The 16,213-nt window shown below is 67.3% G+C and carries 11 protein-coding genes and 1 tRNA gene; 2 read left to right on the top strand and 10 right to left on the bottom strand.

Features of this window, described 5'->3' with window-relative positions:
* Positions 1 to 167 precede the first annotated feature (167 nt).
* From Amac_RS31410 to Amac_RS31365, 10 genes are all read right to left on the bottom strand, one after another.
* Positions 168 to 698 (bottom strand): hypothetical protein, encoded by a 531-nt coding sequence (locus tag Amac_RS31410; RefSeq protein WP_155358037.1) that lies wholly within the window; start codon positions 696 to 698, stop codon positions 168 to 170.
* A gap of 1,147 nt (positions 699 to 1,845) precedes the next feature.
* Positions 1,846 to 1,925 (bottom strand) — tRNA-Arg (locus Amac_RS31405).
* Between the two features lie 34 nt (positions 1,926 to 1,959).
* Positions 1,960 to 3,852: a DNA helicase RecQ gene (recQ, locus tag Amac_RS31400; RefSeq protein ID WP_155358045.1), complete on the bottom strand. Its 1,893-nt coding sequence runs from the start codon at positions 3,850 to 3,852 to the stop codon at positions 1,960 to 1,962.
* Positions 3,853 to 4,266: 414 nt separating this feature from the next.
* Positions 4,267 to 6,282 carry a bifunctional aldolase/short-chain dehydrogenase gene (locus Amac_RS31395; protein ID WP_155358036.1) on the bottom strand — a complete coding sequence of 672 codons (2,016 nt, stop codon included), beginning with the start codon at positions 6,280 to 6,282 and terminating at the stop codon, positions 4,267 to 4,269.
* A gap of 251 nt (positions 6,283 to 6,533) precedes the next feature.
* Positions 6,534 to 7,688 carry an L-rhamnose isomerase gene (gene rhaI / locus Amac_RS31390; protein ID WP_155358035.1) on the bottom strand — a complete coding sequence of 385 codons (1,155 nt, stop codon included), beginning with the start codon at positions 7,686 to 7,688 and terminating at the stop codon, positions 6,534 to 6,536.
* Positions 7,689 to 7,695: 7 nt separating this feature from the next.
* Positions 7,696 to 8,013, bottom strand: a complete 318-nt coding sequence (locus Amac_RS31385; protein ID WP_155344406.1) for an L-rhamnose mutarotase — start codon at positions 8,011 to 8,013, stop codon at positions 7,696 to 7,698.
* A 40-nt stretch (positions 8,014 to 8,053) separates the two neighbouring features.
* Positions 8,054 to 9,136, bottom strand: a complete 1,083-nt coding sequence (rhaS, locus tag Amac_RS31380; protein WP_155358034.1) for a rhamnose ABC transporter substrate-binding protein — start codon at positions 9,134 to 9,136, stop codon at positions 8,054 to 8,056.
* Entirely contained in the window at positions 9,133 to 10,425 is a 1,293-nt protein-coding gene (locus Amac_RS31375) for an ABC transporter permease (RefSeq protein WP_246268839.1), read from the bottom strand. Before Amac_RS31375 ends, rhaS begins: the two co-directional genes overlap by 4 nt.
* On the bottom strand, positions 10,415 to 11,455 hold the full coding sequence (locus Amac_RS31370; protein ID WP_246268838.1) for an ABC transporter permease: 1,041 nt from the start codon (positions 11,453 to 11,455) through the stop codon (positions 10,415 to 10,417). The genes Amac_RS31375 and Amac_RS31370 overlap by 11 nt, the downstream gene beginning before the upstream one ends.
* A 370-nt stretch (positions 11,456 to 11,825) precedes the next feature.
* Positions 11,826 to 13,331: a sugar ABC transporter ATP-binding protein gene (locus Amac_RS31365; protein ID WP_155358033.1), complete on the bottom strand. Its 1,506-nt coding sequence runs from the start codon at positions 13,329 to 13,331 to the stop codon at positions 11,826 to 11,828.
* A gap of 175 nt (positions 13,332 to 13,506) precedes the next feature.
* On the opposite strand from Amac_RS31365, the gene Amac_RS31360 reads away from it, so the two are divergent.
* Together Amac_RS31360 and Amac_RS56545 are read left to right on the top strand one after the other, a co-directional pair.
* Complete coding sequence (locus Amac_RS31360; protein WP_246268836.1) at positions 13,507 to 14,487, top strand: LacI family DNA-binding transcriptional regulator; 981 nt, start codon at positions 13,507 to 13,509, stop codon at positions 14,485 to 14,487.
* 44 nt (positions 14,488 to 14,531) lie between these two features.
* Complete coding sequence (locus Amac_RS56545) at positions 14,532 to 16,118, top strand: rhamnulokinase (RefSeq protein WP_246268840.1); 1,587 nt, start codon at positions 14,532 to 14,534, stop codon at positions 16,116 to 16,118.
* Positions 16,119 to 16,213 lie beyond the last annotated feature (95 nt).

Below are 16,213 nucleotides of genomic sequence, written 5' to 3'. Positions count from 1 at the left end.
GCGGCGCAGGAGCGTGCCGCCGCGCTTGCCGAGCTAGGGCGCCCGCCCTCCGCGTTGGAACAGCAAACAGCCCCTGCCGGTGTAGGCAGGGACCTGGCCGTTCTCGTCGCTGAGGTAGCCGTGCTTGCCGACGTACACGAAACAGGCCGGGAGCGGCACACCCGAGGTCAGCACCACGGGGAAGTCGTCGAGGGGAGAAGCCGCCGGTCGTAGTTGCGTTCGGTGGCGTCGAGAATTTCGTGCTGTGGCTCGTCGAGCCACAGCACGAACAAGCGTGAGGTCTCACCGGGTACGGCGATAGGGACGGCGGGGACATAGCCGTTCCGATTGATGTGAGTTGGCACGCCGGGGCCGATGCCTGTGACGTCGGCCAGGGTCAAGGGGGTGACTGGCCGAACGGCGTGGTTGACGAACTTGCGGTGGAGTTGGCTAGGGGCGGCGTTGAAGCTGACCGCGATCACGCGGTACCGCTCGGACATCGGCGCAGCGCCGAGCTGGTCGAGGTGGTCGTCCAGGCGGCCGAGGTCGGTGTCGAGCACCCACGCTTCGGCCGGCTCTCCATCGACCACGTCGAGGCGGGTGAACTGGCCGTCGGCGAACAGGCCAGACGTCGGGGGGATTCGGCCGGGATAGGTGCGGAGGCGTGTCAAGGGGTCGTCGGCGAACAGGTCGTCGACGTAGAACTCGGGCGCGCTCACGTGGCGTCCAGTTCGTACACCATGACGTGTCGGTCGCCCGGAAGCACGGAGACCATAACCCGGACGGGTCGACCGCTGGCGTCGTAGCCCGTTCGGATGCGCTCCGCAATGGGCGTTCCGGCGGGCTGGCCGACCAGTGCCCCGATCACGCTGGCCAGCTTGTCGGCGTTGTCCAGGCCCCACCGTCGCGAGGTAGATACCCATACCGGTCACCGCTGCGGCCGTCACCGCGGCCCCCGCCCAGACATGCACGCGTCTTGCCAAAACCGCCATCATCGTGACCACCACAGCCGATTCCCAATGGGTACGAAGCGCGTGGTCACGATTTCAAGATCTCATTTCCCACAGCACCGAAGCAGCCACCTTCGACACGCGACCCTTGGCAATCACCCCCGGAGTCGAAGCGTCTGGCTGTTACGTGGACGCGCGTCAGTCCATGACCGAATGCAGAAGGGCCATGATGCCCGTGCCGACGCCCACTCCCGTCGCCAGATTTGCTGTGGAAAGCCCGATCGCTACGCCTGCGGCTACAGCCACAGTGAAGATTAGGACCCATCGCTGCGGCAATCGAGTCGGCTCAGTAAGGCCATCGGGGTTATTCCGTGATTTCCTCTGGAATAGGCTAACCATCGAAACGTCCTTCCTTCTCGCGAGTGGTAGACGCTAGAATTCCCCGTATCGTTCGTTTCTTAGAACGACGCGCTCTTCACGCTATTTCATGGTGGCACGCGAATCCGTGGCATGGGTCAGGGCTTAATCACGGCCCGGTCTCGCATCGATGCCGTGGTATCTCGTTTTAGTAAGGTGCTTGTGGCCGCCGATCTTGTACGGCCTGGGCACAGGTCCGCTAGCTGTGCGAAGCGGCGTCTGGTGCCTTAACGTGCTGGTGCCGCTTCGGCTTGGTCGTGTGGTCCCGGGCCCGGCGGAGAAGCGACGTTGGTGTTGGTGCGTACGCCAGATCTGCGCCAAGTGCATCGTCGGACAGGACGCGGCAGTGCGGCGGCGTATCTCGGAGGCCCTGTCAGACGAGTGATCGTTGGGCAAGCATTGGGATGGATCAACCGCAAGCAGCGGCTGACAGCCGTTGATCGCCGGACGCGAAGAAGCGCCTGTGACCATCGTTCGTGCAGGTCACGGGCATTTTCGGTGGATACCCCCGGTAGAAATCGAACCCACAACACCAGGTTTAGGAAACCTGTGCTCTTCGGGCTGCGTAGCCGCGGGGGAATCTATCCTCGACGCCATGCAACGAGTGGTGTTTCTAGTCCGACTCTGCGAGTTCGGTGGTTTGGTCGGATTGTGGGGGGTGGAGGACGTCGAGGACTTGTTGGCCGTACTTGGCTAGTTTGTTTTCGCCGATGCCGCTTATTTGGCCTAGTTCGGTGAGGGTGGTGGGGGTGCGGGTGGCTATTTCGCGGAGGGTGGCGTCGTGGAAGATGATGTAGGCGGGGAGGCCTTGTTCTTTTGCGGTGGCGCCGCGCCAGGTGCGGAGGTTTTCGAAGATTGCTTGGGCGGTTTCGGAGAGGTCGGAGGCTTGGAGGCGGGTGGTGGGGGTCTTTGGGTCGGACTTTGAGGAGGAGCGGGAGGGTTTGCGTTCGGGTTCGCGGCGGAGGAGGACCTGGTGGTTGCCGCGGAGGACGTCGGCGCTGGCGTCGGTGAGGATCAGGGTGCCGTAGTCGCCTTCTACGGTGAGGAGGCCTTGGGCCAGGAGTTGGCGGATCACGCCGCGCCATTCGGATTCGCGGAGTTCGGTGCCGATGCCGAAGACGGTGAGGGAGGCGTGGTCGTGCTGGAGGACCTTGTCGGTTTTGCGGCCTAGGAGAATGTCGACTATTTGGCCGGCGCCGAATTTCTGGCGGCGTTCGCGGTGGAGTCGGAGGACAGTGGAGAGGAGTTTCTGGGCGGGGATGGTGCCGTCCCAGGATTCCGGCGGGGTTTTGCAGGTGTCGCAGTTTCCGCAGGGGGAGCTTTTCTGGCCGAAATAGTCGAGGAGGCGGACTCGGCGGCAGTCGATCGTTTCGCAGAGGGCGAGCATGGCGTCGAGGTGGGTGCCTAGGCGGCGGCGGTGGGTGTCGTCGCCTTCGGAGGTTTCGATCATGCGGCGTTGCTGGACGACGTCTTGGAGGCCGTAGGCGAGCCAGGCGGTGGACGGCTGGCCGTCGCGGCCGGCGCGGCCGGTTTCCTGGTAGTAGCCTTCGACGGATTTGGGCAGGTCGAGGTGGGCGACGAAGCGGACGTCTGGCTTGTCGATGCCCATGCCGAAGGCGATTGTGGCCACCATGACGAGGCCGTCTTCGCGCAGGAAGCGGGCTTGGTTGGCGGCGCGGGTCCGGGCGTCCAGGCCCGCGTGGTACGGCAACGCGGGGATGTTGTTCTGGGTCAGGAATTCGGCGATCTTGTCGACGGAGGCCCTGGACAGGCAGTAGACGATGCCCGCGTCGCCCGGGTGCTCGTTGCGCAGGAGGTCGAGGAGCTGGCGTCGAGGCTCGTTCTTCGGGGAGATGCGGTATTCGATGTTGGGGCGGTCGAAGCTCGCGACGAAGTGGCGGGCGTTCTCCAGGTTCAGGCGGGCGGCGATCTCCGCGTGTGTGGCCGGGGTGGCGGTCGCGGTCAGCGCGACCCTGGGCACGCTGGGCCAGCGCTCGTGGAGCGTGGACAGAGCCAGATAATCCGGCCGGAAATCGTGCCCCCACTGGGCGACACAGTGCGCCTCGTCGATGGCGAAGAGTGAGATCTTCCCCCGCTCCAGCAGTCGCAGGGTCGCGTCCACCCGCAGGCGCTCGGGCGCGAGATACAGCAAGTCGATCTCGCCCGCGACGAAGCACGCCTCGACCGCCTGACGTTCGTCGATCCCCTGCGTGGAGTTGAGGAAGCCCGCTCGCACACCAAGCGCCGTCAGGGCGTCGACCTGATCCTGCATCAGCGCGATGAGGGGCGAGATCACCACTCCAACGCCGTCTCTGACCAGCGCCGGAATCTGGTAGCAGAGCGATTTTCCACCACCGGTCGGCATCAGCACGAGCGCGTCCCCACCGGTTACGACATGCTCGATGATCTCCTGTTGTCCCTCCCGGAAGGAGTCGTAGCCGAAGATCTTCCGCAGCACGTGGGTGGCGGCACTCGCCGTGGGATCCGACGCCTCGACGTCTTCCACGGCCACGCCCTCGGGGGAAATCACCCGCCTACCCTACGAGACCGCCAACCCACCTGGATCCAACCTGTGGATAACTGTCCGAGCAGCTTCCCATCACCCCACGGAGTTCACATATCGATCTCACCACCCCTGGGAGGCGGGATCGCGCCAGCGCAATTCCTCCTTCATGCGGTGAGCTGCTGGCATCACCGTTGAGTACGCAGCAAAGCGAGTGCCGAACACATCCGCTGATCCCAAGATCGCATTGCTGGTGGGAGGCTGCGGACATTCCCGCGTCCACGGCGAGACGCACCGTCATGAGATACCAGCCGGCCCGCAGATCCTGCTTGTCACCCTCACCGGCCGCACCTGCGCCGTCCGCACGACAGCCTCGCCGGGGAATCGGGTCGGGCCTCATGGGCGGCGCGCACCCGCCTAGCGGAGGAATGCCGCAGATACTCCCGCGTCCACGGGGATGTGGAGGCCGGTGGTGTGGGTCAGCTGGGTGAGGAGGAAGACGGCTTGGGCTATGTGGTCGGGGAGGACTTCCTTCTTCAGGAGGGTGCGCTGGGCGTAGTACTCGCCCAGGCGGTCTTCGGGGATGCCGTAGACGGCGGCGCGGTTGGCGCCCCAACCGGAGGCGAAGATGCCGGAGCCGCGGACTACGCCGTCGGGGTTGATGCCGTTGACGCGGATGGCGTGTTCTCCCAGTTCGGCGGCGAGGAGGCGGACCTGGTGGGCCTGGTCGGCTTTGGCGGCGCCGTACGCGAGGTTGTTGGGGCCGGCGAAGACGGCGTTCTTGGAGGAGATGTAGATGATGTCGCCGCCCATGGCTTGGGCGATCATGACCCGGGCGGTTTCGCGGGAGACGAGGAAGGAGCCGCGGGGCATTACCTGGTGCTGGAGGTCCCAGTCGGCGGCGGTGGTGTCGAGGAGGGAGCGGGACAGGGAGAGGCCGGCGTTGTTGACTACCAGGTCGATGCCGCCGAAGGCGAGGACGGCGGTGCGGACGGCGCCGGTGATCTCCTCCTCTGAGGTGACGTCCACCTGGACGGCTATCGCGGATTCGCCCAGTTCCGCCGCTACTTTTTCGGCGGCGGTGAGGTCGCGGTCGGCGATGACGACGCAGGCGCCCTCGGCGGAGAGGCGGCGGGCGGTGGCGGCGCCGATGCCGGAGCCGCCACCGGTGACGAAGGCGACCCTGGTGGCGAGGGGGCGGGGTGGCGGCATACGGCGGAGTTTGGCCTCTTCGAGGTCCCAGTATTCGATGCGGAATTTCTCGTATTCGTCGATGGGGGCGTACGAGGAGACGGATTCGGCGCCGCGCATGACGTTGATGGCGTTGACGTAGAACTCGCCGGCGACGCGGGCGGTCTGTTTGTCGCGGCCGAAGGAGAACATGCCGACGCCGGGGATCAGGACGATGGCGGGGTCGGCGCCACGCATCGGCGGGGAGGCCGGGGTGGCGTGGCGTTGGTAGTAGGCGGCGTACGCGTCGCGGTAGGCGGCGTGCAGCTCGCGGAGGCGGGCGATCGCCTCGTCGAGGGGGGCGTCGGGGGGCAGGTCCAGAACCAGGGGGGCGACCTTGGTGCGGAGGAAGTGGTCGGGGCATGAGGTGCCGAGGGCGGCCAGGCGGGGGTGTTCTGCCCGGGACAGGAAGTCGAGGACCTCAGAATTGTCGGTGAGGTGGCCTACCATCGGGGCGTCGGTGCTGGCCAGTCCTCTGACCAGCGGAAACAAGGCGGCCGCGCGTTCGCGTCTGGTCGCTTCTGGGAGGGGGTCGAAGAGCGTGGGACCGAAGGGTTCTGGGCGGCCGTGCTGGGTGAGGTATGCGCTCGCGGTCTGGATGATCTCCAGAGAGTTGTGCTGGCACTGGGCGGAGGTGTCGCCCCAGGCGGTGATGCCGTGGCCGCCGAGAATGACGCCGATGGCGTCCGGGTTGTCGCGGCGGATGGCGGCGATGTCCAGGCCGAGCTGGAATCCTGGGCGCCGCCACGGCACCCAGGCCACCCGGTCGCCGAAGATCGTCCGAGTCAGGGCCGGACCGTCGGCGGCGGTGGCGATGGCTATTCCCGCGTCGGGATGCAGGTGGTCGACGTGAGGCGCGTCCACCAGTCCGTGCATCGCCGTGTCTATGGACGGCGCCGCACCACCCAGACCGTGCCGGCAGAAGTCGAAGGCGGCGACCATCTCGTCCTCACGCTCGACCCCAGGAAACACATCGACTAGCGCCCGCAATCGATCAAGCCGCAACACGGCCAGCCCGGATTCCGTTAGCGTGCCAAGATCGCCACCTGATCCTTTGACCCACATCAAGTCGACCTCACCACCGGTGACGGGATCGGTCGCCATTCCCTTGGCGGACGCGTTCCCGCCCGCGTAATTGGTATTGCGGGGATCCGCCCCAAGTTCATGGGCTCGGCTCAGCAGTTCCTCAACGGCGGGGTTCATCCCGTCTCCTTACTTGATCATTAAATAGAGAACCGAGCGACATCACCCTGGACAGGCGGGAACGAACGTCCGCTCGTCCGGTAGGTCCCGCCGGGAGAGGACGGCATCGGTCGAGACTTCCAACCCGAACGGGGGCGGGGTCACAGTGGTGCCGGATCCCGGTCGGATGAGTGGCGCCGACCCCACTCATCCGACCGGGAAGCCCAGGCACTCCAGCCTGCCAGGGTGCCGCACTCATCCGATCGAGATGGTCACGCACCCCAGCCTGCCTGAGCGCCGCCAACCCGTTCTGTGACGATTTTCTCGGGGTAGCCGGACGCGGCATAGGCGGCCATGGGGTCGGGGGCGAGGGACATTTCCTGGCGGAGGTCGGCCAGGAGGGGGCGGACGTCGGTGTTGTACGCGTCCATCAGGACGGCGTTGGCGGCTAGGACGTCGCCGGCGGTTTGGGCGTTGGCGAGGGCGGCGCGGTCGACCAGGAGGGCTTTGGCGGTGGCTTCCTGGACGTTCATGACGGAGCGGATCTGGCCGGGGATCTTGGGTTCGATGTTGTGGCACTGGTCGAGCATGAAAGCGATGCCGGAGGTGTAGCCGCCGCCGCGGATCACCTCGTACATGATGCGGAAGAGCTGGAAGGGGTCGGCGGCGCCGACCATCAGGTCGTCGTCGGCGTAGAAGCGGGAGTTGAAGTCGAAGCCGCCGAGTTTTCCCTCGCGGAGCAGGAAGGCGACGATGAACTCGATGTTGGTGCCGGGCGCGTGGTGGCCGGTGTCGACGACGACCTGGGCTTGAGGGCCGAGACGGAGGCAGTGGGCATAGGCGGTGCCCCAGTCGGGGACGTCGGTGGCGTAGAAGGCGGGTTCGAAGAATTTGTATTCGAGCAGGAATCGCTGGGACGGGCCGAGGCGGGCGTAGACCTCGGTGAGGGCCTCGGCCAGGCGGTCCTGGCGGGCGCGGATGTCGTCCTGGCCCGGGTAGTTGATGCCGTCGGAGAACCAGAGTTTGAGCGTGTCGGAGCCGGTGGCGTCCATGATGTCGACGCAGTCGAGCAAGTGCTGGATGGCTTTGCGGCGAACCCGGGCGTCGGGGTTGGTGACGCTGCCGAGCATGTAGTCGTCGTCCTGGAAGACGTTGGAGTTGATCGCGCCGATGCCCACGCCGAGCTCGCGGGCGTGCCGGGCCAGGTCGGCGTAGTCGTCGACGCGGTCCCACGGGATGTGCAGGGCGACCGTGGGCGCGACGCCGGTGAACAGGTGCACCTGCGCCGCGTCGGCGATCTTCTCGTACGGATCGCGCGGCACGCCACGCTGGGCGAACACCTTGAACCGGGTGCCCGAATTCCCGTACGCCCAGGAAGGAGTCTCGATGTGCTGCGCTCTCAACTGGGCCTTTATATCCACAGTCATCCCCGATTCAGTCAAGGTGGAAAACCTCGGTCAGTGGTCGCATGTCCTCGTCCGGCCGCCCGTCGAGGGCTTCGAAGTACGGCGCCATCTCGGCCTGCCAGCGGGCGTTGACCGACGTCGCCGCCATCCCCGAGCGGGCCAGCGCGAAGTCGTCGGTCTCCAGGTAGCCGACCAGCAGGCCGTCGTCGCGGAGGAAGAGGGAGTAGTTCCGCCACCCGGTCGCGCGGAGCGCGTCGAGCATGTCGGGCCACACGGCGGCGTGGCGTTCGCGGTATTCGGCCAGCCGCTCAGGCCGCACCTTCAGCAGGAAGCAGACGCGTTCCATGAGGTCCTTTCACGAGCCTGAGCGTGGGCCATCGGAATCGTCAGAAGTCGAAGTCGTCGATGTTGTCCTTGGTGAACACCGTGGGTTTGCCGAGCAGGATTTCGCCCTTCGCGCCGATGGTGTATTCGCCGAGCTTCCCGGCCTTGAACTTCTCGCCTTCGGCGCCGCTGATCTGGCCGGAGGCGAGCGCGGCGGCGGCGTACGACGCGAGGTAGCCGAGGTCACCGGGGCTCCACAGTTCGAAGCCGTCGATGGTGCCGTCCTTGACGAACTTGCGCAGCTGGTTGGGGGTGCCGAGGCCGGTCAGTTTGACCTTGCCCTTGAACGAGGAGTCGGACAGGTAGCGCGCGGCGGCGGCGATGCCGACGGTGGTCGGGGAGATGATGCCGGCCAGGTCGGGGTAGGCGCGGAGCAGGCCCTGGGTCTCGGTGAAGGACTTCTGGTCCTCGTCGTTGCCGTAGGCGACCTTGACGAGTTCCATGTCCTTGTATTCGGGTTTGGTCAGCTCGTCCTTCATGAACTCGATCCAGGTGTTCTGGTTGGTCGCGTTCGGGGTCGCCGAGAGGATGGCGATCTTGCCCTTGTGGCCGATCTGCTCGGCCAGCAGCTGCACTTCGGTGCGGCCGAGGTCTTCGGCGCTGGCCTGGTTGACGAACAGGTCGCGGCCTTCTGGCGCGGTGTCGGAGTCGTAGCTGACGACCTTGATCCCGGCGTCCTTGGCCTGCTTGAGGGCGGGTACGACGGCGTTGGGGTCGTTGGCGGAGATGACGATGGCGTCCTGTTTCTGCTGGATCAGGGTGTTGATGTAGGAGACCTGGGAGGAGGCGCTGGCCTCGGACGGGCCGACCTCCTTGCCTTCGCCGCCGAACTCCTTGGCCGCTTCGATACCGCCCCCGTTGGCGATCGTGAAGTACGGGTTGTTGACCTGCTTGGGCAGGAAGGCGATCTTCAGTCCGGGTTTGATGGGGGCGTTCGGGTCGGCGGCCGCCGAGGAGGCGGGCGCGGCGGCCGAGGCGGACGCCTGCTGGGCCACATCGTCCCTGGTGGTCCCGCCGCAGGCGGTCGCCAGCAGGGCGAGACCGGCTACGAGCGCCAGGGGGCGCCACACGTTTCGCGTAGTCATGGTGCCGATTTCCCTTCGAGTGGTGGTGAGGTGCGCCGCCGCCAGACCGCCCCGAGATTCGGCGCCAGCACGGACGCGACGAGCAGCAGGCCCGTCACGAAATTGAGGACTTCGTTGGCGACGTCGGCGAGGATGAGCGCGTTGCGCACCACGCCGAGCAGCAGCACCGCCATCAGCACGCCGGGGAGGGTGCCGCGCCCTCCGAAGATCGACACCCCGCCGAGCAGGACGGCCGCGATGACGGCCAGCTCCAGGCCGGCGCCGTTGTCGGCCCGGGCGGAGGCGTACCGGAATGTGAAGATCAGGGAGGCGAGGGCGGCCATCGCGCCGGAGGCGACGAACAGCCAGAATCGGATGCGTTTGACCCGGATTCCGGAGAAGAACGCGGCCTCTTCGTTGGAGCCGAGGGCGACGATGGACCGGCCGAGCGAGGTGAAGTGCAGGATCACCACGAATAGGACGGCCAGCACCGCGACCAGCAGCGTCGCAACCGGGATCGGGCCCAGGGTGGATCCGGCCAGGCTGGTGTAGGCGGGCGGGAGATCGGCTACCGCCTGATCGCCGAGGATCACGTAGGCCAGGCCGCGATAGAGGGCGAACGTGCCGATCGTGACGGCCAGCGACGGCAGTCCGAGCCTGGTCACCAGGAATCCGTTGAACGCGCCGCACAACCCGCCCGCGACCAGACAGATCGGCATGATCGCCTCAATCGGGAGCCCGGCGTTCCACAGCCATCCCAGAACCGCGCACGACAGGCCAAGCGTGGAGGCCACCGACAGGTCGATCTCAGCGGCGACGATGACCAATGTCATGGTCAGCGCCATCAGCGCGATCTCGGTCACGTCCAGCAGGAGAAAAGACACGTTCGAGCTGTTGGCGAAGCCGTCCACGCCAAGCGAGGCCCAGGTCGTCACCGCGACAAGCAGGATAAGGATCAGGCCTTCCCACCGGTGGAACAGGGCCGCCGGGGAAAAGGAGGCCGAGATCCCGCCGCCTCCAGAACCGGTGACCATGGCAACAGCGGGGAGCTCGGAATCAGCCGGGGCAGCCGAGTCTGCGGGATCAGCGGGCACCGCCGCATGCCCGGAGGCGGGAGGAGCCGAGGCGGCCAGGTCAACCGGAGCGGCGGAATCAACGGGACTCGCGTCATGTCCGGAAGAGGGAGACGCGGGGTCGGTCAGGGCAGCCGAGTCTGCGGGATCAGCGGGCATCGCCATATGTCCGGGAGCGGGAGGCGCGGAGTCGGCCAGGTCGGCCGGGGCGGTGGAGTCTGTGGGATCAGGTGGCATCGCGATGTCTCCTTCGGCGGAGAGTGGCGGCGACGCGGAGCGCGAGGAGGCGGTCCAGGACGATGGCCGCGATGATCAATGCGCCGTTGATGGCGGTTTGGGCTAGGGCGTCGACGCGGAGTACGGCCAGGGCGCTGCTGATTCCCGTGAGGAGGAGGGCGCCGAGGGCAGCGCCGTACACTGTGCCGCTGCCGCCGAAGATGGCCACGCCGCCGACGACGACCGCGGCGATGACGTCGAGTTCCTTGCCGGTGGCGGCTCCGGCGTCGACGGTGCCGAATCTGGCCGCCCACATGGCTCCGGCGAGTCCGGCCAGTGCCCCGCTCGCGACGAAGGCCGTGATGACGCGCTTTCGCACCGGGATTCCGGCTAGTACGGCCGCCGCCGGGTTGGATCCGATCGCGTACAGTTCGCGGCCGGAGCGCAGGTTGCGCAACATCCAGCCGACGGCCAGGAGCACCACGATCGCGACCAGTGCGAGCAGCGGAAACCCGAGGAGCGATCCGGAGCCTAGCGAGAGGAATGATTCGGGCATGTCGGCGGCGTTGACCTGGAGGCCGCCCGCCCAGGCGTAGTCGATGCCGCGGAAGGCGTACAAGGTGCCGAGGGTGGCGACCAGGGCCGGAACCTTGGCCGCGCCGACGAGCAGGCCGTTGATCGCGCCGCAGGCCGCGCCGAGCAGGACGCACCCGGCGACGACGACCACGATCGGCAGGCCAGGATTCTCGGCCAGGATCAGAGCGCCCCCGAACGCGGACAACCCGACCACCGAACTGACCGACAAATCCACGTTTCTGGTGATCACTACGAGTGTCTGGCCGACCGCCAGCATCGCGATGATGGAGGAGTTGAGCAGGATGTCGCGGAGGCTGTCCAGTCCCAGGAACTGCGGGTTGACCGCCCCCGTCACGCCGAACAGCACAGCGAGGGCGATCACGATGCCCAGCTCCCGAACGCGGGCCACCCGATCGACCAGCCCGCGCCCGCCATTCCGGAGCACGGTCCCGGACCGTTTCGCGGTAATGGTCACGCTCCTCCCCCTCCAAAACCGCACGATCCACGACTCGGCACCCCGTATGCCCGCGTCCCAGACGCCCGCATCTCAAACGGCCCCACCCAGAACGCCCGCGCCCCAGACAACGACGCTTCAGAAGGCCCCATCCAAGACACCCGCATCTCAAAGGACGCCGCCCTAAACACCCGCGCCCCAGACGCCAGCACCTCAGAAGGCCCCACCCAAGACACACGCATCTCAAAGGACGCCGCCCTAAACACCTGAGCTCCAGACGTCGGCACCTCTGGTGGCCACACCCAAGACGCCCGCATATCCGGGCGCCTCACGGCCGAGCCCCCGACCGGCGAGCCTCGATAGGCCTCCACCGCCGTAGGCGACATATCCGTCATGACGGAGCCCTTCCTGTTGCGGCAGCCATGACTGTTTCCTCGGTCGCGGATTCGCGAGGGATCTCCGACACCAGGCGGCCCTCGTGCATGACCAGGACGCGGTCGGCCATGCCGAGCACCTCCGGGAGCTCGGAGGAGATCATCAGCACCGCGATCCCGCCCACGGCCAGTTCGGACAGCAACCGGTGCACCTCCGCCTTCGTGCCCACGTCGATCCCCCGCGTCGGCTCGTCCACGATCAGCACGGACGGCCGCCTGGCCAGCCACTTCGCCAGCACGACCTTCTGCTGGTTGCCCCCGGACAGCACGTCCACCGCGTCGGCGAGGCTCCGATGCCTGAGCTGGAGCCGCTGCGCCCAGTCGGCGGCGCGCAGCCGTTCCGCGGCCCGGGAGATCAGCGGGCCGTGCCGTACTTCGGCGAGACCTGGCAGGGCGATGTTGCGCTCGATCGACAGGTCCATGACCAGGCCCTGCTGGCGGCGATCTTCGGGGACCAAGGCCAGGCCGAGGGCCATGGAGGCGGTCGGGCTGCCAGGGCGCAGGCGGCGGCCGGCGATCTCGACGGAACCGGCGTCCCAGCGGTCGATGCCGAAGACCGCGCGGGCGACCTCGCTGCGGCCCGCGCCGACCAGACCGGCCAGGGCGACGATCTCGCCGCGCCTGACCTCGAAGGAGATGTCGGTGAAGACGCCCTCGCGGGTCAGCCGCCGTACCTGGAGTGCCACCTCGCCGGGGACGGCGTCCTGCTTGGGGAACAATGCGTCGAGGTCCCGGCCGACCATGCGCCGGACCAGGTCGTCGGGGGTGATGTCGGCGATGAGGTCGCCCGCGACGTACCCGCCGTCCCTGAGCGTGGTCACCCGCTGGCAGAGGTCGAAGATCTCGTCGAGCCGGTGCGAGATGAACAGGACCGCGCAGCCCTGGTCGCGGAGCGAGCGGGCCACGCCGAAGAGCCGGGTGACCTCGGTGCCGGACAGCGCGGCGGTGGGCTCGTCCATGATCAGCACGCGGGCGTCCCGGGAGAGCGCCTTGGCGATCTCGACCAGCTGCTGGTCGGCGATGGACAGGCCGCGGGCGGGCTGCTCGGGGTCGAGCGGCACGCCGAGCCGGGCGAACAGGGCCCCGGCCTGGGCACGCATGGCCCGCCGGTCGATCCTGCCGAGCCGGCCGCGCGGCTGGCGGCCCATGAAGATGTTCTCGGCCACCGACAGGTCGGGGAAGAGCGTCGGCTCCTGGTATATCACCGCCACCCCGGCGGCCTGCGCGTCGGCGGGGCCGTGGAACTCGACCGGCTCGCCGTCCAGCAGGATCTGGCCCGCGTCCGGCCGGTGCACGCCGGAGAGGATCTTCACCAGGGTGGACTTGCCCGCGCCGTTCTCGCCCGCGAGCGCGTGCGCCTCTCCGGCGGGCAGTGCCAGGGAGACCTCACGCAGCGCGCGTACCGCGCCGAAGGACTTGCTCACCCCTCGGAGCGCCAGCACGGGCGGCGGCGTGTCGGCCATGAGCCCCTCCCGACTTAGAAAAACGTTTCAAAGTTGTGGAGGAGAGTAGGTCAGTGTTTCCGGACCGTCAATAGCCGGTTAAGGTGCGATTTCTCGCGACAGGCCCAGCCGACCAGGGGCTGTTCTTGCCTGCAGGACCGTTGTTACGTTTTAATCAAGCCTTATGCATAGCCCCGTGGGCATCAGGGACGTCGCCGAGCACGCAGGCGTGTCGCCGGGCACGGTCTCGAACGTGCTCAACCGGCCGGAGAAGGTGTCGGCGGCGACCCGGGCGAAGGTCGAAGCGGCGGTGCGGGAACTCGGATTCGTCCGGCACGGCTCCGCGGCGACCCTGCGGGCCGGACACAGCAAGACCATCGGCCTGTCCGTGATCGACATCGGCAACCCGTTCTTCACCGACGTCACGGCGGGGGTCGAGGAGGTGGCCAGCGATCTCGGTTACGCGGTGATTCTCAGCAATTCGGCGGGATCGCGGACCAAGGAGGAGCGCAACCTGCTCGTGCTGGCCGAGCAGCGGGTGCGCGGCGTGCTGATCACCCCGTCGGACGAGGATCCGACCCGGCTGGACCGGCTGCGCGAACGCGGCATCATGGTCGTCCTGGTCGACCATCCCGCGCATCGCCCCGACCAGTGCTCGGTCGCGGTCAACGACATCGCCGGCGGCACGACCGCCGTCACCCACCTGCGCTCCGGCGGCGCGACCTCGATCGCGTACGTCACCGGCCCGCTCACCATCCGCCAGTGCATCGACCGCCGGGCCGGAGCCGAGCGCGCCCTGGGCGGGGCGGAACTGCGGGTGATCGAGATGGCCGCGATGACGCCCCGCGCGGGTCAGCAGGCGGCGGCCAAGATGATCGCGGAGGGGGACCTGCCGGACGCGATCTTCTGTGCGAACGATTTACTCGCGCTCGGCATGTTGCGCGGGCTGACGCACGCGGGGATCCGGGTGCCGGACGACGTGGCGCTGATCGGGTACGACGACATCGATTTCGCGGCGGCGTCGGCCGTGTCGCTGACCTCGATCCGGCAGCCGACGCATCAGCTGGGGCGGGTGGCGACCGAACTCCTGCTGGACGAATGCGATCATCCAGACACGCATGCTCACCAGCAGATCATGTTCCAGCCGGAGCTGGTGATCCGGGAGTCCACCCGGTGAGCAGGTTCGCGGCGGTCGACCTGGGCGCCTCCAGCGGGCGGGTGATGGCCGGCGATCTCGACAACGGCCTGAGCCTGACCGAAATCCATAGATTCGCGAACGGCCCGGTGCGGGTACACGGCACGCTGCACTGGGACATCCTCGGCCTTTACCGCGAAATCTTGTACGGCCTGCGCGCCGCCGGGCCAACGGCTTCGATCGGAATCGACTCTTGGGCCATCGACTACGGACTGATCGACGCCCGGGGAGCCTTGATCGGGAACCCCGTGCACTATCGGGACGCCCGGACCAACGGCGTGCGAGAGCGGGTACTCGCCGAGATCACATCAGCGGATATGTACGACATATCCGGATTGCAGTTCCTGCCGTTCAACACGGTCTACCAGCTGCTGGCGGATCAGTTGGAGGACGCGGAGACGATGCTCCTCATCCCGGATCTGCTGAGCTATTGGCTGACAGGTGAGATCGGCGCCGAACTCACCAACGCGTCCACAACCGGACTGCTGGACGTCAGGACCCAGAGCTGGGCATATCCACTGATAGACCGACTCGGACTGCCGTCGAAGCTCTTTCCGCCTCTGCGGCTACCCGGCAACCCAGCAGAGTTCGGCCGGGATTTGCCGGAACAGACCGGAATCGGCGGGGCGCGGACCGATGCGGCCAAGCAGACCAGTTGGACCGGAAAGCTGTGGGCCGAAACGGAACAGCCGACCAATTGGACCGGCAGACCGACGGCCGAGCACACCAGCGGGGCCGAAATGCGAGGGGCCGAAGTGGGTCAGCCGACCGGTTGGACCGGCAGACTGACGGCCGAGCAGACCGGCTGGACCGGCAGGCTGAGGGCAGAGGTGGCCGAGGAGATCGGCTGGATGGGGAAAGTGACGGCGGTGGCTTCGCATGACACCGCGTCGGCTGTGGTCGCCGTGCCTGCGACAGATCCGGATTTTGCGTATATTTCGTGCGGCACGTGGTCGCTGGCCGGGGTGGAGTTGCCTGCGCCCGTCCTCACGGACGAAAGCCGGGAGGCCGGATTCACGAACGAAGCCGGGATTGACGGGACTGTTCGATATCTGCGGAATGTCATGGGATTGTGGCTGCTGCAGGAGTCGTTGCGGACGTGGGGTAACCCAGAGCTCGGCCCCCTGCTCGCCGCAGCCGCCCAGGCCCGCCCGTTCGCCGCGATCGTCAACCCCGATATGCCGATATTTCTCCCGCCGGGCGATATGCCTGCCCGGATCGCGGCGGAATGCCGCCGTACCGGCCAGGAAGCGCCCGGGGATCTGCCGGGCTTCGTGAGATGCGTCCTGGAAAGCCTGGCCCTCGGACACCGAATGGCCATACGCCAGGCGATCGCGCTGTCCGGGCACCGGGTGAACGTGATCCACCTGGTCGGCGGCGGAAGCCGGAACACGTTGTTGTGCCAGCTGACCGCGAACGCATGCGGCCTGCCCGTAGTGGCGGGTCCGACCGAGGCCACCGCACTTGGCAACGTTCTCGTGCAAGCACGAGCGGCAGGCGAGATCGGCGGACTGCCCGAGATGCGCGCACTGGTCGCGGCAACCCAGGACCTGAAGCACTACCAACCGCAAGGCGGCGACTGGGCCGAGGCCGAAGCCCGGATTCAGGGGTAATCCAGCGGCTCGCGAGTGGCCTCCTCGGGCCGAAGCCGAGATTCACAGATACGTCCAGCTGCTCCGCTTCGTCCCCCTCTGGCCGAGGCCACAGC

It is taken from the genome of Acrocarpospora macrocephala (assembly GCF_009687865.1).
Lineage (GTDB): Bacteria > Actinomycetota > Actinomycetes > Streptosporangiales > Streptosporangiaceae > Acrocarpospora > Acrocarpospora macrocephala.
Note: the sequence above shows the minus strand (reverse complement) of the source record. Positions and strands in the feature narration are given on the sequence as shown.

Coding starts and splice junctions, on each gene's coding strand:
- rhaI (WP_155358035.1), bottom strand. CDS start 7,688: ATGACTGTGGATATAAAGGCCCAGTTGAGAGCGCAGCACATCGAGACT.
- Amac_RS31385 (WP_155344406.1), bottom strand. CDS start 8,013: ATGGAACGCGTCTGCTTCCTGCTGAAGGTGCGGCCTGAGCGGCTGGCC.
- Amac_RS56545 (WP_246268840.1), top strand. CDS start 14,532: ATGGCCGGCGATCTCGACAACGGCCTGAGCCTGACCGAAATCCATAGA.
- Amac_RS31395 (WP_155358036.1), bottom strand. CDS start 6,282: ATGAACCCCGCCGTTGAGGAACTGCTGAGCCGAGCCCATGAACTTGGG.
- rhaS (WP_155358034.1), bottom strand. CDS start 9,136: ATGACTACGCGAAACGTGTGGCGCCCCCTGGCGCTCGTAGCCGGTCTC.
- Amac_RS31375 (WP_246268839.1), bottom strand. CDS start 10,425: ATGCCACCTGATCCCACAGACTCCACCGCCCCGGCCGACCTGGCCGAC.
- Amac_RS31365 (WP_155358033.1), bottom strand. CDS start 13,331: ATGGCCGACACGCCGCCGCCCGTGCTGGCGCTCCGAGGGGTGAGCAAG.